This is a genomic window from Escherichia sp. WS1152 (assembly GCF_046487665.1).
Classification (GTDB): domain Bacteria; phylum Pseudomonadota; class Gammaproteobacteria; order Enterobacterales; family Enterobacteriaceae; genus Escherichia; species Escherichia coli.
On the sequence record NZ_JBJQJA010000011.1, the window covers coordinates 78,719 to 100,787 of the forward strand.

Genomic DNA, 22,069 nt, shown 5'->3' on the forward strand with positions numbered 1-22,069 from the left:
GGGTACAATCCCGCTCTTATCACCGCATTTTGACTAGCTCAATAAAAGAAATCAGACCATGTTTGAAATTAATCCGGTAAATAATCGCATTCAGGACCTCACGGAACGCTCCGACGTTCTTAGGGGGTATCTTTGACTACGACGCCAAGAAAGAGCGTCTGGAAGAAGTAAACGCCGAGCTGGAACAGCCGGATGTCTGGAACGAACCCGAACGCGCACAGGCGCTGGGTAAAGAGCGTTCCTCCCTCGAAGCCGTTGTCGACACCCTCGACCAAATGAAACAGGGGCTGGAAGATGTTTCTGGTCTGCTGGAACTGGCTGTAGAAGCTGACGACGAAGAAACCTTTAACGAAGCCGTTGCTGAACTCGACGCCCTGGAAGAAAAACTGGCGCAGCTTGAGTTCCGCCGTATGTTCTCTGGCGAATATGACAGCGCCGACTGCTACCTCGATATTCAGGCGGGGTCTGGCGGTACGGAAGCACAGGACTGGGCGAGCATGCTTGAGCGTATGTATCTGCGCTGGGCAGAATCGCGTGGTTTCAAAACTGAAATCATCGAAGAGTCGGAAGGTGAAGTGGCGGGTATTAAATCCGTGACTATCAAAATCTCCGGCGATTACGCTTACGGCTGGCTGCGTACAGAAACCGGCGTTCACCGCCTGGTGCGTAAAAGCCCGTTTGACTCCGGCGGTCGTCGCCATACGTCGTTCAGCTCCGCGTTTGTTTACCCGGAAGTCGATGACGATATTGATATCGAAATCAACCCGGCGGATCTGCGCATTGACGTTTATCGCGCGTCCGGCGCGGGCGGTCAGCACGTTAACCGTACCGAATCTGCGGTGCGTATTACTCACATCCCAACCGGGATCGTGACCCAGTGCCAGAACGACCGTTCCCAGCACAAGAACAAAGACCAGGCCATGAAGCAGATGAAAGCGAAGCTTTATGAACTGGAGATGCAGAAGAAAAATGCCGAGAAACAGGCGATGGAAGATAACAAATCCGACATCGGCTGGGGCAGCCAGATTCGTTCTTATGTCCTTGATGACTCCCGCATTAAAGATCTGCGCACCGGGGTAGAAACCCGCAACACGCAGGCCGTGCTGGACGGCAGCCTGGATCAATTTATCGAAGCAAGTTTGAAAGCAGGGTTATGAGGAACCAACATGTCTGAACAACACGCACAGGGCGCTGACGCGGTAGTCGATCTTAACAATGAACTGAAAACGCGTCGTGAGAAGCTGGCGAACCTGCGCGAGCAGGGGATTGCCTTCCCGAATGATTTCCGTCGCGATCATACCTCTGACCAATTGCACGCAGAATTCGACGGTAAAGAGAACGAAGAACTGGAAGCGCTGAACATCGAAGTCGCTGTTGCTGGCCGCATGATGACCCGCCGTATTATGGGTAAAGCGTCTTTCGTTACCCTGCAGGATGTGGGTGGCCGCATTCAGCTGTACGTTGCCCGTGACGATCTGCCGGAAGGCGTTTACAACGAGCAGTTCAAAAAATGGGACCTCGGCGACATCCTCGGCGCGAAAGGTAAACTGTTCAAAACCAAAACCGGCGAACTGTCTATCCACTGTACCGAGTTGCGTCTGCTGACCAAAGCACTGCGTCCGCTGCCGGATAAATTCCACGGCTTGCAGGATCAGGAAGCGCGCTATCGTCAGCGTTATCTCGATCTCATCTCCAACGATGAATCCCGCAACACCTTTAAAGTGCGCTCGCAGATCCTCTCTGGTATTCGCCAGTTCATGGTGAACCGCGGCTTTATGGAAGTTGAAACGCCGATGATGCAGGTGATCCCTGGCGGTGCCGCTGCGCGTCCGTTTATCACCCACCATAACGCGCTGGATCTCGACATGTACCTGCGTATCGCGCCGGAACTGTACCTCAAGCGTCTGGTGGTTGGTGGCTTCGAGCGTGTATTCGAAATCAACCGTAACTTCCGTAACGAAGGTATTTCCGTACGTCATAACCCAGAGTTCACCATGATGGAACTCTATATGGCTTACGCAGATTACAAAGATCTGATCGAGCTGACCGAATCGCTGTTCCGTACTCTGGCACAGGATATTCTCGGTAAGACGGAAGTGACCTACGGCGACGTGACGCTGGATTTCGGTAAACCGTTCGAAAAACTAACCATGCGTGAAGCGATTAAGAAATATCGCCCGGAAACCGACATGGCGGATCTGGACAACTTCGACTCTGCAAAAGCGATTGCTGAATCTATCGGTATCCACGTTGAGAAGAGCTGGGGTCTGGGCCGTATCGTTACCGAGATCTTCGAAGAAGTGGCAGAAGCACATCTGATTCAGCCAACCTTCATTACTGAATATCCGGCAGAAGTTTCTCCGCTGGCGCGTCGTAACGACGTTAACCCGGAAATCACAGACCGCTTTGAGTTCTTCATCGGTGGTCGTGAAATCGGTAACGGCTTTAGCGAGCTGAATGACGCGGAAGATCAGGCGCAGCGCTTCCTGGATCAGGTTGCCGCGAAAGATGCAGGTGACGACGAAGCGATGTTCTACGATGAAGATTACGTCACCGCACTGGAACATGGCTTACCGCCGACAGCAGGTCTGGGGATTGGTATCGACCGTATGGTAATGCTGTTCACCAACAGCCATACCATCCGCGACGTTATTCTGTTCCCGGCGATGCGTCCGGTGAAATAAGCATTACGTTATGCTCATAACCCCGGCAAATGTCGGGGTTTTTTATTTAAGCTGGGTAAATGCAGATAATCGTATTCTGGCTTCGCGATTTGTCGCCTGCATCACCATCCACGGACTGAATGCCCACGGCGTGGCATCAATACCGCGTAATACATCTGCTAAATCACACCATTGATAATCCATCACTTCATCATCGTTGATCTGTAACGCACTGGTGGTGCGTGCGGCAAATACCGGACACACTTCATTTTCCACAATGCCATTCGGATCGGTGGCGCGATAGCGAAAGTCAGGATAGATAGATTCAGGAGGCGTAATTTCCACGCCAAGCTCATAACGGCAACGGCGGATCACCGCGTCTTCGTTGCTTTCTCCCAGTTGTGGGTGCCCACAAACCGAGTTAGTCCACACGCCAGGCCATGCTTTTTTGCTCAGAGCGCGACGGGTAACTAATAATTGTCCTTTGGCATTAAACAGCCAACTGGAGAACGCGAGATGTAAGCGGGTGTCTGCCGTGTGTGCGGCATACTTTTCCAGCGTACCCGTGGGAACTCCCTGTGCATTCAATAAAATGACGTGTTCCGTTTGCATAATTTCTCACATGTAATTCTGATCACTCATCATTATAGATAATTGAAGAGTGAAATGATTAACCAAGTGAGCGTTTATCGACAACCGCCCGTTTTGAGCGGATGTCGACAGGTAAAAACCATTTAAAAAAGTAGCATCATATATTTGAAGCGACTTTCAATGGCCATTGCAACACAGTCAGAAATGACAGGAATAGAGAGAGTAAAAAGCAACAACAGACTGAATATAGCGCGCATTAAAAAATTCATATTATTCTCCATGCTCATTTTTCTTCAGCTTGCGCATCAGAAGCCACATACGTACTGTCCTGACTTTTAAATCTTTATCAGAGACGGATTCCTTCACCAGGTCAGCATGATGCTGGTAGCCATTAAAGAAGACATTCAGCACAACGGCGCTAAGGGTTGCGAGCATAATGCCGCTATGCAGCAACGGTTGCAGTACGGCCGGTAACTTAGAAAAGAAATCGTGAGAGAGCGTTGGAGTCATGCCAACGCCGAGACTGATCGCCACAATATAGAGGTTGTAACGGTTGGTGGTGTAGTTACAGCGCGACAGAATTCGAATCCCTGTCGCCAGTACCATGCCGAACATCACCAGACCAGCGCCGCCCAGCACAAATTGCGGAATGGAGGCTACCAGCACCGCCATTTTTGGCACCATGCCAAACAGGATTAATATAATTCCCGAAGAAATACACACCCAGCGGCTATGAACGCGCGTCACGCTAACCAGGCCAACGTTTTGAGAAAATGACGTGTGGGGGAAGCTGTTAAACGTGCCACCAATCATTGTCCCTACGCCATCGACACGCAGCCCGCGAATAATATCGTGCGAAGAGAGTTTACGACCGACTATTTCACCCAGTGCCAGGAACATCCCCATCGACTCGATAAACACGATGATTAACACGGCAGTCATGGTCAGAATGGAAACGGGATCGAAAATCGGCATACCAAACGACATCGGGGTGACAATCGCAAACCACGAGGCATCATGTAGCCCGGATAAATTGACTTCATTCATCATCCACGAAAGTAAAAAGCCAAATACAATCCCCAGTAATACGGCGACGTTGGACATAAATCCTTTCGCATAGCGAGTAATGAGCAAGATAAAAATTAAGACGGCAAAGGAGATACCTAAATAAACGGGATTACCATATTGCGGATTCCCTTTACCTCCGGCGGCCCAGTCAATACCCACCTGAATGATGCTAAGCCCGATAGAAGTAATAACCACACCGGTAACCAGTGGCGGGAATAAAGGCATCAAGCGACCGATAAGTGGCGCTAATAATGTGGTGATAAAACCCGCGGCGATAGTGGCACCAAATATCCCCAGCAGGCCGATATCCGGGTTCATCCCAATGGCTATCATTGGTGTTACAGCAGCAAACGTCACCGACATAATCACCGGCAGGCGGATCCCCATAAAGCGGCCGATACCGATACATTGCAATAATGTGACGATCCCGCAGCAAAAGAGATCCGAGCTAATGAGCATCGCAATAGCTTCTTTTGAGAGGCCCAGTCGGTCACCAATCATAAGAGGAACAGCGACTGCACCTGCGTACATGACAAGGACGTGTTGCAGACCGAGTATGATCAGCTTTCCTGGTGATAATATGCGGTCAACCTCATCAGTTGGGCGGTCTTGCCCAGAAGATGAGGGAAGTTGGGAATCTATGGCGCTCATCAGTGTTTCTCCTTTCGCCCGCCAGAGTAAAAAGCAACCGTTTACGTTAATGAAACTGTCTAAACACATGCTCGTGGAGTGCCAGTTTTTGCGAGGAAGGGGAGTTAGAGACAGGAATTGCGGAGGCAATCACATAATTGTGGTTAAACCACGAAAATGAGAAGAGAACCTGACAATGGAATTATCTGTAATTTTCTCATATTGATATTTCATTAATCATTCTGGCATGTCGCACTCTCGCATTTAATCGTTTTTATCTGGATAGCGCTCTTTTGATCGGCAATGTTGAAATAATGAAAGCGGCATAGTTTGAGGGGCAATAATTTGAACTCAGTCGCAAAATTATAATTAAAACGGTCATGCTACCTAATATATGCCCGTTTATTGCATCGCGAAATTTGAGAAGACATAACTCATTAAATGAAAGGGATGCAAATGAATAAGTTTATCGCTGCTGAAGCTGCGGAATGTATAGGCTGTCATGCTTGTGAAATTGCCTGTGCGGTGGCACACAATCAAGAAAACTGGCCGCTGAGTCACAGTGACTTTCGACCGCGTATCCACGTTGTAGGGAAAGGCCTGGCTGCGAATCCGGTGGCCTGCCATCACTGCAACAATGCCCCTTGCGTTACGGCTTGTCCGGTTAATGCTCTGACTTTCCAGTCCGATAGCGTACAACTGGACGAGCAAAAATGTATTGGTTGTAAAAGATGCGCAATCGCTTGCCCCTTTGGCGTCGTTGAGATGGTCGATACGATTGCGCTGAAATGCGACCTTTGTAACCAGCGCAGTTCCGGCACGCAAGCCTGTATTGAAGTCTGCCCAACACAGGCGTTACGGCTGATGGACGATAAAGGGTTACAGCAGATAAAGGTGGCCCGCCAGCGCAAAACGGCAGCAGGAAAAGCGTCATCAGACGCTCAGCCATCTCGCAGTGCAGCGTTGCTCCCCGTTAACTCGCGTAAAGGCGCAGATAAAATTTCAGCGAGTGAACGGAAAACCCACTTTGGCGAAATCTATTGCGGGCTGGATCCACAACAAGCGACTTATGAGAGTGACCGCTGTGTTTATTGTGCCGAAAAAGCTAACTGCAACTGGCATTGCCCGCTGCATAACGCTATTCCGGATTACATCCGTCTGGTACAGGAAGGAAAGATTATTGAAGCGGCAGAACTTTGCCACCAGACCAGTTCCTTACCAGAAATCTGCGGCAGGGTATGCCCACAGGACCGTCTTTGTGAAGGCGCATGTACTTTGAAAGATCACTCTGGCGCAGTCTCTATCGGTAATCTGGAACGCTACATCACCGATACCGCGCTGGCGATGGGCTGGCGTCCCGATGTCAGCAAAGTTGTTCCCCGTATCGAGAAAGTGGCGGTGATTGGCGCTGGGCCTGCAGGGTTAGGGTGTGCTGATATTCTGGCGCGCGCAGGAGTTCAGGTCGATGTCTTTGATCGCCATCCAGAAATTGGCGGTATGCTGACTTTTGGCATTCCTCCTTTCAAACTCGATAAAACGGTATTAAGCCAGCGGCGAGAGATATTCACCGCAATGGGAATCGACTTTCATCTTAACTGTGAAATTGGCCGCGATATTACCTTTAGCGATTTAACTTCTGAATATGATGCAGTTTTCATCGGCGTGGGGACTTACGGGATGATGCGAGCTGATCTGCCGCATGAAGATGCGCCCGGTGTCATTCAGGCTCTACCGTTCTTGACTGCCCATACCCGCCAGCTCATGGGGTTGCCGGAGTCTGAAGAGTATCCGCTGACGGACGTGGAAGGTAAGCGAGTCGTGGTATTGGGCGGTGGCGATACGACAATGGATTGTTTGCGGACTTCCATCCGCCTCAATGCCGCCAGCGTGACCTGCGCGTATCGTCGTGATGAAGTCAGTATGCCGGGCTCGCGCAAAGAGGTGGTCAATGCGCGCGAGGAAGGTGTCGAGTTTCAATTCAATGTTCAGCCGCAATATATCGCTTGTGACGAAGATGGGCGTTTAACTGCGGTGGGCCTGATTCGTACCGCCATGGGTGAGCCGGGGCCGGATGGTCGCCGTCGTCCTCGTCCGGTTGCGGGTTCAGAGTTTGAATTGCCCGCCGATGTTCTCATTATGGCCTTTGGTTTCCAGGCGCATGCCATGCCGTGGTTGCAGGGCAGCGGAATTAAACTCGATAAATGGGGCCTGATTCAAACCGGCGACGTTGGGTATTTACCTACCCAGACGCATCTGAAAAAAGTATTTGCTGGTGGGGATGCAGTTCATGGCGCGGATCTGGTTGTCACTGCCATGGCCGCAGGAAGGCAGGCGGCGCGCGATATGTTAACTCTGTTTGATACGAAGGCATCGTGATGAAATCGTTAATTATCGTTAATCCGGCTGACTGTATTGGCTGCCGTACTTGTGAAGTGGCCTGTGTGGTCGCTCACCCTTCAGAACAAGAGTTGAATGCCGATGTCTTTTTACCCCGGCTGAAGGTACAGCGACTGGACTGCATCAGTGCGCCGGTGATGTGCCATCAGTGTGAAAACGCCCCTTGTGTTGGCGCTTGCCCCGTGGGGGCGCTGACGATGGGCGAGCAGGTGGTGCAGACCAATTCTGCCCGTTGTATTGGCTGTCAGAGTTGCGTCAGTGCGTGCCCGTTTGGAATGATCACCATTCAGTCGTTGCCGGGGGATACCCGGCAACAAATCGTGAAATGCGATCTCTGTGAACAGCGGGAAGAGGGGCCTGCCTGCGTTGAATCTTGCCCAACACAGGCGCTGCAGTTGCTTACTGAAAGAGAACTCAGGCGAGTCCGCCAGCAGCGTATTGTTGCCAGCGGTGAGAATCCTCTGTGAAAGAAATCTCCGCGCTGAAAGGCGCGGAGAATCTATTAGATTGCCCAACCACCCGCGTAAAATGCGACCAGTGCGGCAGTAATGATCACCGTACCAATATTCAGCTTTTGCCATTCGCGTGCAAAGACGCGGCCTACGACCAGTGTCACAAAGCCCAGCATAATACCGGTAACGATATTACAAGTCAGAACGATGAACACGGCACACACCAGGCCAGCCATAGCGTCAATAAAATCATTGAAATCCAGCTTCGAGACGTTACTTAACATCAGCAAACCTACGTACATCAGAGCGGGTGCAGTGGCGTAACCAGGGATCAAAAATGACAGCGGTGATAAGAACAGAATCAGCAGGAATAACGCCCCCACTACGGTTGCGGTTAACCCTGTTTTACCCCCGGCGGCGGTTCCTGCCGCTGATTCGATATAAACCGCTGCGGGCGCTGCGCCCACCAGGCCGGAGAATATTGAACTTACTGAGTCACTGGTCAGGGCTTTGCCGCCGTTGATGATCTGGTTGTCTTTATCCAACAAATTCGCCTGACCGGCGACGGCACGGATGGTGCCAGTAGCGTCGAACACTGCGGTCATCACCAATGCCAGTACACTCGGAAGTACAGTTGGCTGGAGTGCGCCCATAATATCGAGGCTGAAAATCAGAGACTTACCATCTTCGCCAGTCAGGCTTGGCATCGCCACCAGACCGTGGTATTTCACCGCTGGGTCAAAGATTAAGCCGATGATCGAAATTGCAATAATCACCAACAAGATCCCGCCGGGTACGCGACACTTCTCCAGACCGAAGATGACCGCCAGCCCCAGCAAGCTCATCATCACCGGGAAGGAGGTAAACGCACCGAGCGCCACTGGCAAGCCTTCAATCGGGTTTTTGATAACCATTCCCACACCGTTAGCAGCAATCAGCAGCAGAAACAGCCCGATACCGATACCTGTACCGTGAGCGATCCCCATCGGTAAATTACGTAAGATCCAGGTACGCACACCGGTTACGGAAATGGCGGTGAAGATGACGCCCATCAGAAATACCGCGCCCAGTGCGACAGGAACGCTAATTTGTTGCCCGAGTACCAGACTGAATGCGGTAAACGCCGTCAAGGAAATCGCGCAACCAATCGCCATTGGCAAATTGGCCCATAATCCCATCAGCAACGAGCCGAAGCCCGCGACCAGACAGGTGGCAACAAACACAGCTGCGGGAGGAAAACCTGCTTTGCCCAGCATTCCCGGAACGACGATAACGGAATAAACCATGGCCAGAAAGGTCGTTAAGCCAGCCAGTACTTCCTGACGAACGGTACTGCCACGAGCGGTAATTTTAAAATAATTATCCAGCGCGCCCTGTGGCTTTGGTGCGTCCGGTGTTTGTAGGATGTCTCCAGACATAATGATGTCCTCACGAGGATGTAAAAGTTTTATTATTAGTTGCGTTCGTACACCAGACGACCATCAACGTAGGTGCGGTAGATCGAACGGTCATCGCCCAACGTCATCATCACGAACAATTTGTCGACTAAAGAAACAGAGTTGTCATAGCGCAGCTGCTGTAGCGGAGTGGCGGTGGGTTCCATCACCACGAAATCAGCCTCTTTGCCAGGTAAAAAGTTGCCAATCAAATCGTCAAGGCCCAGAGATTTCGCTCCGCCGAGCGTTGCCAGGTAAAACGCTTCATATGCCGAGAGGCGATAGCCTTGTAATTGCAACACTTTGTAGGCTTCGTTCAGCGTTTGCAGCATGTTGAAAGTGGTTCCGGCACCGATATCCGTTCCCATGCCCACTTTGACTTTCTTCTGCCATGCTTTTTTCAAGTTGAATAAGCCGCTGCCGAGGTAAAGGTTGGAGGTCGGACAGAAAGCAATGCTGGATTTGGTTTCGCTGAGACGATCCCACTCTTTTTCTTCGAGATGGACGCAGTGAGCAAAGACACAGTTTTTACCGGTCAGGCCGTACTGATGGTAAACATCCAGATAACCATCATGGTCAGGATAAAGCGATTTCACCCAGGCAATTTCATCTTTGTTTTCACAGAGATGGGTATGTACCCACGTATCCGGATATTCCTCTTTCAGGCGTTGCGCCATCGCCATCTGTTCAGGAGAAGAAGTAGGGGCGAAGCGTGGCGTAATCGCATATAGCAGACGACCATTTTTGTGCCAGCGTTCAATCAGTTCTTTGCTTTGGTGATAGCTGCTTTCGGCAGTGTCGAGCAGATAATCCGGTGCGTTACGGTCCATCATCACCTTACCGGCAATCATACGCATATTGATATGACTGGCGGCTTCAAACAGCGCATCAACGGATTGCGGATGAACAGTGCCAAACACCAGCGCCGTGGTGGTTCCGTTACGTAAAAGCTGCTTGATGAAGAACGCCGACATTTCGCGGGCGTACTCTAAATCCTCATAACGACGTTCAGTAGGGAAGGTGTGTTTATTCAACCACTCCAGCAATTGCTCACCATAGGCCCCCACCATTTCACTTTGCGGATAATGGATATGTGTATCGACAAAGCCCGGTACTATCAGTTTGCCGCGATAGTCGCGCACGCGAATGGTGTCAGGAATTTGATGCTTTCCGTTTTCCCATTCGCCAAACCATTCCACTTTTCCCTGTTTAATGAGTAATAAACCATCCTCAATAAACCGCAGCGCAGAGGCAATCTCTTCCGGGTTATCGACCGTACGGGTGACATCAATAAAACTGCCTCGTACCGCTTTTAACGTGTGTTCTCCTGACATCATTGACTCCTTTACTGTTAATCCATATCTTCCGCTGAGGTAATACCAGGCAGAACGTTTTCCTGTCGGTAGCCACCAGGGAGGATAATATTTAATAAAATCGCAGTTAACCCGCCAGCACAAATAGGGTTTTCAACTAATACATAAATAGAGGCTGGCAATATTTTAAAAATTTCGGGATCGTAGGAGACGCCAAGCCCTAAACCTAAAGAAGTGGCGACAATAAGTGTTTCACGCCGCTTTAATCCGTTGGTGATGATGATGCGAATCCCAGCGATGGCAATCATGGAAAACATCAACGTCATTGCGCCTCCCAGAACTGCCGAGGGAATGGTCGTGAAGAAGCCGCCAATCATCGGAAATAAGCCGAGGATAACCAGCATTACCGCGATGGTTCGCCCGACATAACGTGAAGCGACGCCAGTCATCTGAATAACCCCATTATTTTGCGCAAACGTGGTTAATGGTAATGAACCAACAGCGGAGGCGATAACAGAAACCAGACCATCTGCCAGCACGCCGCCTTTCAGTCGGGACTGATACTCTTCCCCCTGAATGGGGCGGCGGGAAACCATTGCCGTGGCGGTGATATCGCCGACTGCTTCCAGCACGCTAAGCAGATAAATCGTGCCAACCACCAGGAACTGATGGAAGCTAAAACTAAAGCCGTATTTGAACGGATGTGGGATGGTGATTAACGGCAAATTGCGCATACTGCTGAAATCCACCATGCCCAGGCATAACGATGCGATATAGCCGACACATAGCCCAATGGCGATCCCTCCCATGCGTAGCAACGGACTGCGACAGCAGTTAAAGCCGATCACCACAATCAAAACCAATAAACCAACGCCGAGATGTTCGTAATTGCCGAACGTACCGCTGCTTTTGGCTGCAAATCCTCCACCAAAATCGATAATGCCGACTTTAATCAGGCTTAAGCCGATCATCAGTACCACAATACCGCTGACAGTAGGCGTAATAACCCGACGTAAATAGGGCAGGATAAAAGAAGAGCCGACAACCAGAAATGCGCCAACGAAGGAGACGCCGAGAAGCGACGACATGATTAACTCTTCGTGAAAACCGTCGCTTTTCATGCTGCTGCCCAGCGCAATCATGACCGTAACAAATGAAAAATTGACTGACTGAATTGAGAGTAGGCCAGAACCGACGATGCCGTAGCGGTTTACTTGTAACCAGGTACCAATACCAGAGGCGATCATCGCCATAGAAACAAGATAGGCGGTTGTTTCAGCGGAAAGCTGTAAGGCCGCACCCACGATTAACGCGGGGGTTACCATCGGAACGAAAATTGCCAACAGATGGGTAATGGCACCAACGAGAGCCTGATGAAAGGGAGGGCGATCCTCCAGTTCAAATATAAGGTCAGAACCTGCATGGTTTATATCAGACATCCCTTCACTCCTTTTAAAGTAAATTTGATCATCTGAATTAGTAAAATAAATTCCCACGAATTTGGGGCGCAGGACGCCTTGAGAACGGCTTATCTCATTTTCGCAGTCACTATTTAGTCATCGTTCAAACAGAGAAACAGGCCGCCGAAGCGGCCATTTATTACTTATATTTTTTCCAGCGCGGTGAGTATTTTCTCCGGTGTGAAATGCCATTCGCGTAACCAGATGCCGCAGGCATCGTGAATTGCGGTAGCAATCGCCGGAGCTGCGCCATTTACACCAATTTCCGAGATCGATTTCGCCCCGAACGGGCCGACTTTATCGTCGCTCGGCACCAACACAGCGCGGAAATCACGCGGAATGTCACCAATTTTCGGTGCGCCGTAACTGCGTAAATCACGCGTTAACGGGTGACCTTCGGCGTCATAAATGATCTCTTCGCTCATACTGTGGCCGATAGCACGCAGGGTGGCACCGTAGATTTGTCCCAACGCTAACTCTGGATTGACCGGTGTACCGCAGTCCAGCAGGGCGTAGAATTTATCCAGGCGGATTTCACCCGTACGCGTGTTGACGGCAACTTCAGCGAAGTTTGCGCCATACGGGAAAGCGAAATCAGGCGTGATATAACTGCCAGTTCCCACCAGTGAACCAAAGCCGGTGCCGGTTTCGCCTTTATGGGCAATATCCCCGAAACTAACTTCGCCTTTCTTGCCGCGCACGACGCCCGGCGTTGCTAGTTGAACATCTGCCACTGGCTCACCCAACATTTGCGCGCCGTGGAACAGAATTTTCTCCCGCAGATTTTCCGCTGCCAAACGCGCCGCGTTACCCGAGAAGCAAGTACCGGACGAGGCATATGCGCCTTTATCAAACAACGCATGATCGGTATCACCGGAGATAACATGCACGTCCTGCGGTGGGCAGTGCAGCACTTCTGCTGCCAGTTTCGTCACTACAGTATCCAGACCAGTACCAATATCCGCACCGCCAGAATGAACGATAAAGGTGCCGTCCGATTCCAGTTTGATCATGCAGTTAGCCTGATCGATATCCGGGATACCCGATTTCTGCATGATAATGGCGACGCCGCGACCGATGTGCCAGTCACCATTTTGCGGTTTCGGTGAAGACCATTGGATCATCTCGCGACCCTGACGCAGGATCTCTTCCAGTGCGCAGCTGGCGGCGGAAGGAACGGAGGTTGGCGCTTTACCTTCACCAATTGCACCGAGAATTTTCAGCTCTTGCCCTTCGTGTACCCGGTTACGTTCGATAATTTCCAGTTGGTCGATCTGTAACTGTTCAGCAAGTTCCGCTAATGCCATGGTGATAGCGAAGTTACCTTTCGGTGCGCCATAACCCTGATAAGCACCATTTGGGCAAATGTTGCTGTAGTAGGTGGTGACCTGGAAATCGACGTTATCGCACGGATATAAGGGCAGCGACAGCGCCGGTCCGTTACACGGTACGGTGAGTGAGTGGTTGCCGTAAGGGCCAGTGTTGGCGCGGAAATCCATCTTCACTGCCGTCAGGCGACCATCTTTTTTCGCTCCCAGTTTGACGGTGACTTTCGCGACGTGACGAGAGGTGTTAGCAATAAACTCTTCTTCACGGGTGTAGCGGAACAGTACCGGACGCCCGGTCACGCAGGTTGCCCATGCGCACACTTCTTCCAGCAGGATGTCCTGTTTGGAACCAAAACCGCCGCCAACTCGCTCTTTAATGACATGAACTTTATGCTGTTTCATGCCCACGAGGCGCGCGACCTGGCGGCGTAAGTGCCATGGTACCTGGGTGGAGGCGTGGATAACCAGACGATCGCCATCCATGCGGGTAAAGCAGATATGTGTTTCAGTCGGGCACTGCTGCGCCTGCGTTGAGTTATAGGTTCGCTCAATGATCACATCGGCATCGGCAAAGCCTTTGTCCATATCGCCAATATGACCATGAATACTGGCGGCGATATTTTTGCGGGGGCGAGAACCGATCGGGAAGTTAATGATCATATGCTCGCCGCGCTGGGCTGCATGGCTGTTATCGTCTTCCAGAGTATCTGGCGCACCAGCAACATACACCACCGGTTCATCGTGCACGACAGGCGCATCTTCCGCCATTGCTTCGTCGATCGACATTACCGGCTTAAGCACTTCATATTCAACGTCGATGAGCTTCAGTGCTTCGAGCGCAATTTCTTCACTTTCAGCGACGACTGCAGCAACACGATCGCCGACGTGACGCATTTTCTTGCCGAACATACGGCGGTCAAGCGGTGACGGTTCCGGTGCGCTCTGACCACCCGGGGTATAGTAGATATCCGGGCAATTCAGGTGAGTAATAACGTGAACGACGCCCGGTAAGGCTTCAGCTTTGCTGACATCCAGATGAGTAATCAGTGCGTGAGCGTGTGGGCTACGTAACATTTTAATGACGCAGGCGTCAGCCGTTACGCGGTCTTCAACATAGCAGGGCTTCGCCTGCACCATTTTTGCGGCATCAGTTTTAGGATAATGCTTACCAATGACTTCAAGGTCGTCACGGAAAGTCGGAGCGATATCAATGGTGGCCTGCGGATTATTTTTACGTGCAACCGCCAGTTCAATGACCTGATAGTATTGCTGCCAGCCAGCATCGCGGCTAAACAGACCTGAGAGCGAGTCGTCGATCTCTTCGCGGGTAGGTGCGGCGATGCGATCGAGAAGATCGGTGATAATCAGAGCCGCAGCTGGATCGTTATAACCAGACTGCACCACGCCAACATCAACCATTGCCTGTTGAACCAGACTTAACTCGTTCCATTTGCCCAGAGATTCTGCGGTACGAATATCTGCCTTCTCTAACTGTGCGGCAATAAGCAAGGACGCGTTAACGATATTACCGTTAAAGATAATTGCGTCAGAACCGGCAAACCCGAAGCCATCATCACTGTTGCGTACAGAGTGCATTCCCATGTTAAACAACAGCTTTTGCACGTTTTCGCCTGGATTAACGGTTAGCTCCTGAGGCGCGCCATTTAAAGTAAAGTGGATGATCATACGGCTTCCTCCCCAGCCTGTTGGCAGTCGGCATACAGGTCGGCTACCAGAACTCCCGTGATATAGCGTTTATAGGCCACGCTGCCCCGCAAATCTTCCTGCGGGAAAATGGCGTTGGCGACAGCCTGTTCAAGTGCATTGCCTTCCAGATTTTGTTTTTCGACATCGTGCAGACGCAGTGCTTTACTGGCGACGCCATCCAGCGCAATTCGCATACCGTCGTGGTCTGTCATTGCAACGGCTGCCGTCACGACGGTTAAACCTGCCTGAGAACGGCTAATTTTCCGGGTCGCACAGGTGCGATACGGATCTTTAATGATAATTTCGGTTAGCAGGCGATCGCATGGGCAGGCCAGGTAGTCCTCGATTGACAGCGTTTCGCCGTTGCCAAAAACCAGTTCAGCATCCAGTGCCAGCAGGACGGGAAGCAGCACCGACTCTTCCTGGCGGGCGGCGATTTCACCACCAATGGTCGACTGATTACGAACATGGCGTGAGTAAACAAAACCGAGGGCTTCACGCAGCGCTGCAGGAATAAATCGCGCATCACGCAGTGGCTGCAAGCGAGACATTGCGCCAATCCGCAGTGCACCGTTATCCCAGTCAACCCAGTCTAGCTCCAGATCCTGTAAGGAAATGGCAATCTTTTTATCGGTACGGGTTGGTGTAGCATTGAGTTTGCTGCCCCCGGCGAACCAGACGGCTTCATCCTGGTAGCGGCGCTTCAGTTCCAGCGCCTGTTCGACAGAGTCGGGCCTGAAAAATTGTTCAATCATCTTCTTTCCTTATTTAACCCTCTTCCCTGCGGGAAGAGGGCATCTGTCATTTATGCCAGCGCATCCATCCGACGCCACATACTGGCAGCGGCTTTTCTGGCTTGTGCATAAATGGAATCGCAATCGAAGTTAAACTGACGGTCTTCATAGACCATCACACCATTGACCATCACGCTGTGAACGCTGCCTGAGCCCATACCGAAAGCGATATGCCCGGCGATATTGTCTGCCAGCAGCGGCGTCGGCGAGTTGTAATCGCAAATGGTTAAATCAGCTTTGTAACCGGCTTCCAGAAGCCCAAATTTCGCGCCAAAGTTGCGGCTCATCAGTTCGTTACCGTTAGTCAGGGCTTTGGCAAAACTGTCAGGCCACAGCGGACCACCCGCATCGCGATGTTTAAAGAAGGCAAATTTCATCTCTTCAAACATGTCCGAACCAATGCCGTCCGTTCCCAACGCCAGATTGCGGATGTCGCTAAGGTGATGGTTGTAGCCGACATGGTTGTTCATGTTTGAACGGGCGTTATGCACCAGGAACGCATCGCGCTGATTGAGTAGGGTGATGTCATCTTTCGACAAGTACAGCCCATGAGCGACCAGTGTTTTGCTGTCGATGAGATCGAATTGCGCCAGTCGTGCCAGCAGGTCTTTGCCGTACCAGTGGTGACTGTAGGAAACGTCGTAAAGGTCTTCCGCAGCGTGAATATGCAAACCACGGCCTGTGGCTTTCACGGCTTCACGCAGCATCTCCAGACCGGCATCTGGCACGGTAAACGGCGCGTGAGCACCGATATGTGCTTCCACCAGATACGGCTCGGTTGCTGCTTTCTTCGCCTCATCAATCTGACGGGCGAAGCGGATGTTTTCTTCTACACCTTCCTGCAACTCTTTGATGCCGTTGTTACGGTCAGTAGTTTCAAAACAGGTCATCGCGCGCAGGCCAACTTTTAAAAATGCGTCGCGCAATGTGGAGAGCGACCCGCCGATATACGCCGGAGAGGCATGGTGATCGATAACCGATGTACATCCGCTCTTAATCGCTTCCAGGGAACAAATCAGTCCGCTGTAATAGAGCGACTCTTCATCAAGGGCGCGATCGAGCCGCCACCAGAGATTTTTCAGCGTTGAGATGAAATCCGGGCAAGGGGCGATGTTTGCCATAATTCCGCGGGAAAGCCCCGAGTAAAAATGGTTGTGCGAGCAGACAATCCCTGGCATCACAATCCGGCCATGCATCTCTTTGAAGCTGGCGTCGGGGTAGCGTTGCGTCAGGGCATCGCCGATAGCGACAATCACATCGTTTTCGATGGCGATATCAACGCCTTCCTGCACTTTTGCCGGGTGTAGCTGTACCGCAGTGACATTCTTCAGAATCAACATGATTACACCTCCACGCGGCCCAGCAGATAATGATGATGCTGGTGGACATGGCTGATGATGCGGCACATATCGTTCAGCTCCGGTGGTACGTTGTTAAACTGACCTTTGCTGTCGATGTTTAACACCCAGCTTTGGTTATTCAGACGTACTCGTACCCGGCAATCTTCCACAAGGAAGCCTGGGTTGCTGCTGTTATCAAAGTCTTGCGCCAGGCTGAAGACGGTGATTTTGTCTTTGTACGGTTTACCGTTCCACGGACAGAACTGAGCGCAGTTGCCGCATTCGTTACAGTAAGCGTCGAGGTGCAGCGTCTGGAAACGGTTCTGGAAGCCTGGGACCGCAATGGAGACGTTGGCGCGGTTCGGGCAGACATCCACACACTTGCTGCAAACGTAGTTACATTCGAGGCAGCGAGCGGCTTCCTGGGCGACAAACGCGTCACGATCGTCACTGTTCACCAGCGTGATAGAGATATCGCCTTTACGTTGATAGATTTCCGCTGGATTGACGTTGTTCCAGTATTTATCGTTCTGGTGGGAACGGATATTTTCCCGACTAAGGATGGCATCGGTCGCCCGACGCGCGGTTCCGACAGCAGCGACAATGGAGGATGGTCCGCGCTGTACGTCGCCGATCATAAAGACGTCAGTCAGACGAGTTTCGCCATTATGGTCGACGTCTGGCCAGCCGTTTTTGTCCAGCGGCACGCCCATCGCATTCAGGGCTTCAGTATCCTGCTGTTCACCAATGGCGGTGATCAGGCTGTCTACAAGCAGTGTTACTGTTTCGTTGGTTTCAACCGGACGACGACGACCTTTCTCATCCGGTTCGCCAAGCGACATAACGCGCAAGGTTAAGGTGCCATCAGCATCGAAACGTTCCGGATTGTTCAGGAAACGGAACTCCACGCCGTCGTGCAACGCTTCTTCATACTCTTCGCGCCATGCGGGCATCTCTTGCAGTGAACGACGGTAAACGATCGTTGCTTTTTCTACGCCTGGAACGCGTAACGCCGCACGAGCGCAGTCCATTGCGGTGTTACCCGCCCCGACAACGACCACATGTTTGCCCAGCTTGAGCGCTGTACCCTTGTTGTATTCACGCAGGAAGGGGAGTGATTTCCAGACATTTTGGTTGTCGCCCGCCAGTTTCACACCGCTATTTTTATCAGTGCCGGTGGCAATCAGAACATAGTGGAAGCCCTGATTTTTTAACTGTTCAACGGTTAAATCGGGTGAGCAGCCATACTCAAATTTCACGCCGTGATCGGCAACAAAATCGATATCGTGCTGAATTAACTCTGCAGGAATACGGAACTGAGGAATGATATTTTTCACTACGCCGCCCGCATTGGCTTCGCGTTCAAACAGCGTAACCGGATGGCCCGCTCTGGCAAGGAAGTAACCTGCAGCCAGACCCGCCGGACCTGCACCAATCACGGCAACCGGATGGCGTGAACCAGAACCGGCTGGTTTGTGCCAGCGTTGCTTATATTCATCCCAACCTTTTTCCAGCGCGACTTTTTTCAGTTCGCGGATATTCAGCGCACTGTCGTAATCCAGGCGGGTACAGTTGTATTGGCACTGGTGATCGCAAATATGACCGGTAATGGCAGGTAGGGCGTTGCGTTGGTAGATGAGTTCCAGCGCGTCGGCATAGCGGTGTTCGCCAAGCAGACGGATGTATTCCGGAATATCTTGCTTGATAGCGCAGGCAGTAACACAGGGGGCAACGTAGCAGTCGGTCAGCGGCAGGTCTTCTGCCACTTCAATACGCTCTTCTGGCTTCCAGTGTTTCTGGGTGTATTCCATGGTTAACGCGTCTGCTGCCAGTCTGTTCAGTCGTTCGACGTCAACATGGTCAAGTCCCCAGGCGTCGGAGCCTTCCAGCTCGCGCATGCAGGCACTTAAGCGCAGATAGCCGCCAGGTTTCAGCAGATCGGTTGCCATCGTGATAGGGCGAATACCAGTATCAAAAATATCGCGGATAGTCAGCTGACTGGCACCACCGGAATAAGAAATGGGCAGTTTGCCGTCAAAGGCGCGAGAGAGAACTGCTGCAACATTGATGGAGAGCGGGAACAGTGCACGGCCTGACATATACATCTCTTCACCGGGCAGTGCGCCTTTATTGTTGATGGTGCCGAGAGTGTTAGTCAGTTTTACGCCAAAGCCGAGTGATTTTTCTTTTGCCAGTGCCATCAGGCGTTCCAGCATTTCCAGCGCTTGCGTCAGCTTGAGGTCGTGATCAAATGACTCTTCTTTTAAGCCTATGTAACCGAAACCGCAGACATCGAGGATCTCACGAACACGCGCGTACCCGAGTAAGGTCGGGTTAAGTTTGACAAAGGTGTTGAGCCCTTTTTCTTCCAGCATGTAGCGGCAAATGGCTTCGATTTCATGCGGAGGACAGCCGTGCATGGTGGAGAGGGTGACGCCCTGCACCATACTGGTGGGGATGCGAGCGGGTAAAGCTTGCAAGCTTTCGCGTTTTTCCTGCAATCCGTGGCGGGCTAAAAATGCGTCATCCTGGAGTAATTTATTCAGCGTATCGCGATATTGCGCGAATTTCGGATGGTCAGATGCGTCCATCATATTGTCGATGAACTGTTGCATCGGCGGTTGCTTAATACCTTCAAGGTTGTAACCGACGCTCATATTAAAGATGAACGATTTACCGGAATCAGAAGGCTGGAACATCGCTTCGAGAAGGTGCAGGGCAAACCAGGCTTTGAGGTATTCATCCCAGGCTTTAAGCAGGGTAAATTCGGTAGACCATTCGGTGTTAAAACACTCGTCTTCGGCATCGATACAAGGCTTTTCCAGCTCCAGGCGGTCAAGAATTTGGACGGTTTTTAGTTCGATGAAGCGTCCGCCAGTCAGCCAGGAAGTGACAATATTTTGCGCGAGCTGCGTGTGCGGGCCAGCGGCAGGGCCGACGGGAGTGGCACAGGTTTCACCGAAGACGCTAACAGTTTTACCTTTTACGGGTGAGTAAAACTGTTGCTCGGGAATACCAAAGATTGAGCGTTGTTGTTGGTATTCATCAAATATGCGCGTCAAAAGTTCCTCAAACGGAATGGGACGCATAATATCCCCCATAACCCTCTCCTTAGCTTATACAGATATCATTGAGTGACCGGTGTTGAGAAATCCGGTGGTTTAGGGGGATAGAGCAACAATCGCACCACTCTTGCCAGGTTTGGCGGGAAATATAAAAAAATGTGAGGCGGCTCGAAACTTAAGGGCTTTTTGTGAATGAACTCACAGGTGCCAAATGAGAATTAAAATCACTCCTGAAAATTATTATTGCCAGCCCATTTATCACTTTTTCTCTTTTCTCAAAATCAGTGATTCCTTATCATTATGATAAAGAGTGCTGGAGGGGTTAAATATTTGAACGCAATCGTTTAACTACGTTTTCTAAATTTCAGTATACCTTTTCTTCGCTGTAATAAAGTCGTCCGGAGTATCAATATCTAAAATTATTTCTGCATTTTCTATTTCGACGGAATAATGATCTCCCATAAGGAGTGCCTGACGCATATTGGTGACATTGGGTCGCTGGAATGCCTGCATCAAGCATGGTTTTGACACTAAAATCGGATGGCCGGGGATGCCATTATGGAGTGGCAGTATTGCGCCATCATTTCGTAACGACCAGATTTTTCTAAAAATATCAATGGTGAGGGTTGGCATGTCACCGTGGGTGAGAAAACAATGTTCTGTTTGCACTGCGGGTACTGCGGCCTTGACTGATGTTAGTAAACCCTGGGCATAATCTGGGTTGTGAATAATAGTGATATTACTCTGGTTCGCATAACGTTCGTGCAGTTCATTACCACGATAGCCGGTGACTAAAATAATTCGGCTACAAAACTGCAACGCATTTTTGATACTTGTATCAAGAATTGTTCCCTGTTGCCAGGGTAACATCATTTTCCATTGCCCCATTCTTGATGATAATCCGGCAGCGGTAATTATACAGTCGATGGCTGACATAGTGGCTCCATTATTTATAGGGGCTAATGACGCCTGATAATTGCGTTACTTCCTGATGGATTAAGTTGGGGGTAATTTATCCCAGAGAGGTCATAAAGACTCGTGAAAAGTATAGTTGACCCATCGGCATTATTCATTGATTTAGGTGCGCAGAAACGTCCCACTGTGATTTCTGTTGTTGGTGCTGGGGGGAAAACCAGCTTGCTTTTTTGGCTGGCAGAACTGCTCCAGACTCGCGGCAGGCGTGTGTTAATCACTACGACGACACATATGTTTATGCCAAAGTCACACTGGCCCGTGGTTTTCTGTCGTGATCCCGCCATGCTTCCTCATGCGTCTCTTACATCCCCCATTTCATTTTGTTTTCACAGCTGGAAAGCGAACCAGGGAAAAGTGCAGGGATTTACGCCAGAAGCGATTGATGCACTGGTGCAACGACCAGAGTGTGACGTAATTCTCATTGAAGCAGATGGCTCGCGTGGAATGCCGTTAAAAGCGCCTGATGAGCACGAACCTTGCATACCCAAAAGCAGTTGCTGCGTGATTGCTGTGATGGGAGGACATACTTTGGGCGCGAAAGTGAGCACAGAAAATGTCCATCGCTGGTCGCAGTTTGCTGATATTACCGGGTTAACACCTGATGCAACCTTGCAACTGAGCGATCTCGTTGCGCTGGTTCGCCACCCTCAGGGGGCGTTTAAAAACGTACCGCAAGGTTGTCGGCGAGTCTGGTTCATTAACCGTTTTTCTCAATGTGAGAATGCGATTGCACAAAGCGAGCTCCTTCAACCGCTGCAACAACATGACGTAGAGGCAATCTGGCTGGGCGATATACAAGAACATCCTGCAATCGCGCGCAGATTTGTGAATTAGCGGCCCGGGTATTCCG

Annotated in this window: 17 protein-coding genes; 6 read left to right on the forward strand and 11 right to left on the reverse strand. The window is 50.9% G+C overall.

Annotated features, from left to right (window positions below):
* The first annotated feature begins 58 nt into the window (after positions 1–58).
* Both prfB and lysS read left to right on the forward strand, forming a co-directional pair.
* Positions 59–1,157, forward strand: a protein-coding gene (gene prfB / locus ACJHW7_RS17385; RefSeq protein WP_001701073.1) for a peptide chain release factor 2 whose coding sequence is annotated in 2 segments (ribosomal slippage) — positions 59–133 and positions 135–1,157 — 1,098 coding nt in all. Because the reading frame shifts where the segments join, the coding sequence is not laid out codon by codon here.
* A gap of 9 nt (positions 1,158–1,166) precedes the next feature.
* Complete coding sequence (gene lysS / locus ACJHW7_RS17390; protein ID WP_000003071.1) at positions 1,167–2,684, forward strand: lysine--tRNA ligase; 1,518 nt, start codon at positions 1,167–1,169, stop codon at positions 2,682–2,684.
* Between the two features lie 42 nt (positions 2,685–2,726).
* Here the strand turns inward: lysS and idi are convergent, their stop codons facing one another.
* Positions 2,727–3,275: an isopentenyl-diphosphate Delta-isomerase gene (gene idi / locus ACJHW7_RS17395; RefSeq protein WP_001192818.1), complete on the reverse strand. Its 549-nt coding sequence runs from the start codon at positions 3,273–3,275 to the stop codon at positions 2,727–2,729.
* A gap of 54 nt (positions 3,276–3,329) precedes the next feature.
* On the opposite strand from idi, the gene ACJHW7_RS17400 reads away from it, so the two are divergent.
* A complete protein-coding gene (locus ACJHW7_RS17400; protein ID WP_120795390.1) occupies positions 3,330–3,401 on the forward strand; it encodes a protein YqfH in 72 nt (23 codons plus the stop codon).
* On the opposite strand, the gene yqfG is transcribed toward ACJHW7_RS17400, so the two are convergent.
* Both yqfG and uacT read right to left on the reverse strand, forming a co-directional pair.
* On the reverse strand, positions 3,398–3,523 hold the full coding sequence (gene yqfG, locus ACJHW7_RS17405; protein ID WP_001010156.1) for a protein YqfG: 126 nt from the start codon (positions 3,521–3,523) through the stop codon (positions 3,398–3,400). The two genes, ACJHW7_RS17400 and yqfG, sit on opposite strands and share 4 nt — an antisense overlap.
* 1 nt (position 3,524) lies before the next feature.
* Entirely contained in the window at positions 3,525–4,973 is a 1,449-nt protein-coding gene (gene uacT / locus ACJHW7_RS17410) for a urate/proton symporter UacT (protein ID WP_001295374.1), read from the reverse strand.
* A gap of 435 nt (positions 4,974–5,408) precedes the next feature.
* On the opposite strand from uacT, the gene ygfT reads away from it, so the two are divergent.
* Entirely contained in the window at positions 5,409–7,328 is a 1,920-nt protein-coding gene (ygfT, locus tag ACJHW7_RS17415; protein ID WP_021557181.1) for a formate-dependent uric acid utilization protein YgfT, read from the forward strand.
* Positions 7,328–7,816 (forward strand): 4Fe-4S dicluster domain-containing protein, encoded by a 489-nt coding sequence (locus ACJHW7_RS17420; protein WP_021557180.1) that lies wholly within the window; start codon positions 7,328–7,330, stop codon positions 7,814–7,816. The genes ygfT and ACJHW7_RS17420 overlap by 1 nt, the downstream gene beginning before the upstream one ends.
* Before the next feature lie 35 nt (positions 7,817–7,851).
* Here the strand turns inward: ACJHW7_RS17420 and ghxQ are convergent, their stop codons facing one another.
* The 8 genes from ghxQ to mocA all read right to left on the reverse strand — a co-directional run bounded on the left by ghxQ (position 7,852) and on the right by mocA (position 21,180).
* The gene (gene ghxQ, locus ACJHW7_RS17425; protein ID WP_000012163.1) at positions 7,852–9,219 is read right to left on the reverse strand and encodes a guanine/hypoxanthine transporter GhxQ; all 1,368 of its coding nucleotides are present in this window, start codon (positions 9,217–9,219) and stop codon (positions 7,852–7,854) included.
* A 35-nt stretch (positions 9,220–9,254) separates the two neighbouring features.
* On the reverse strand, positions 9,255–10,571 hold the full coding sequence (gene guaD / locus ACJHW7_RS17430; RefSeq protein WP_001299798.1) for a guanine deaminase: 1,317 nt from the start codon (positions 10,569–10,571) through the stop codon (positions 9,255–9,257).
* Positions 10,572–10,588: 17 nt separating this feature from the next.
* On the reverse strand, positions 10,589–11,989 hold the full coding sequence (gene xanQ, locus ACJHW7_RS17435; RefSeq protein ID WP_021557179.1) for a xanthine/proton symporter XanQ: 1,401 nt from the start codon (positions 11,987–11,989) through the stop codon (positions 10,589–10,591).
* Between the two features lie 164 nt (positions 11,990–12,153).
* Entirely contained in the window at positions 12,154–15,024 is a 2,871-nt protein-coding gene (locus tag ACJHW7_RS17440; RefSeq protein ID WP_001625874.1) for a molybdopterin-dependent oxidoreductase Mo/Fe-S-binding subunit, read from the reverse strand.
* Positions 15,021–15,800, reverse strand: a complete 780-nt coding sequence (ygfM, locus tag ACJHW7_RS17445) for a molybdopterin-dependent oxidoreductase FAD-binding subunit (protein WP_000572462.1) — start codon at positions 15,798–15,800, stop codon at positions 15,021–15,023. Before ygfM ends, ACJHW7_RS17440 begins: the two co-directional genes overlap by 4 nt.
* 50 nt (positions 15,801–15,850) lie before the next feature.
* Positions 15,851–17,179: a putative aminohydrolase SsnA gene (gene ssnA / locus ACJHW7_RS17450; protein WP_021557178.1), complete on the reverse strand. Its 1,329-nt coding sequence runs from the start codon at positions 17,177–17,179 to the stop codon at positions 15,851–15,853.
* Between the two features lie 2 nt (positions 17,180–17,181).
* The gene (ygfK, locus tag ACJHW7_RS17455; RefSeq protein ID WP_021557177.1) at positions 17,182–20,280 is read right to left on the reverse strand and encodes a putative selenate reductase subunit YgfK; all 3,099 of its coding nucleotides are present in this window, start codon (positions 20,278–20,280) and stop codon (positions 17,182–17,184) included.
* Positions 20,281–20,601: 321 nt separating this feature from the next.
* Positions 20,602–21,180: a molybdenum cofactor cytidylyltransferase gene (gene mocA, locus ACJHW7_RS17460; RefSeq protein ID WP_001272850.1), complete on the reverse strand. Its 579-nt coding sequence runs from the start codon at positions 21,178–21,180 to the stop codon at positions 20,602–20,604.
* 102 nt (positions 21,181–21,282) lie between these two features.
* Between mocA and yqeC the strand changes: the two genes are divergently transcribed.
* On the forward strand, positions 21,283–22,053 hold the full coding sequence (gene yqeC, locus ACJHW7_RS17465) for a selenium cofactor biosynthesis protein YqeC (protein ID WP_001307989.1): 771 nt from the start codon (positions 21,283–21,285) through the stop codon (positions 22,051–22,053).
* Positions 22,054–22,069: the final 16 nt, after the last annotated feature.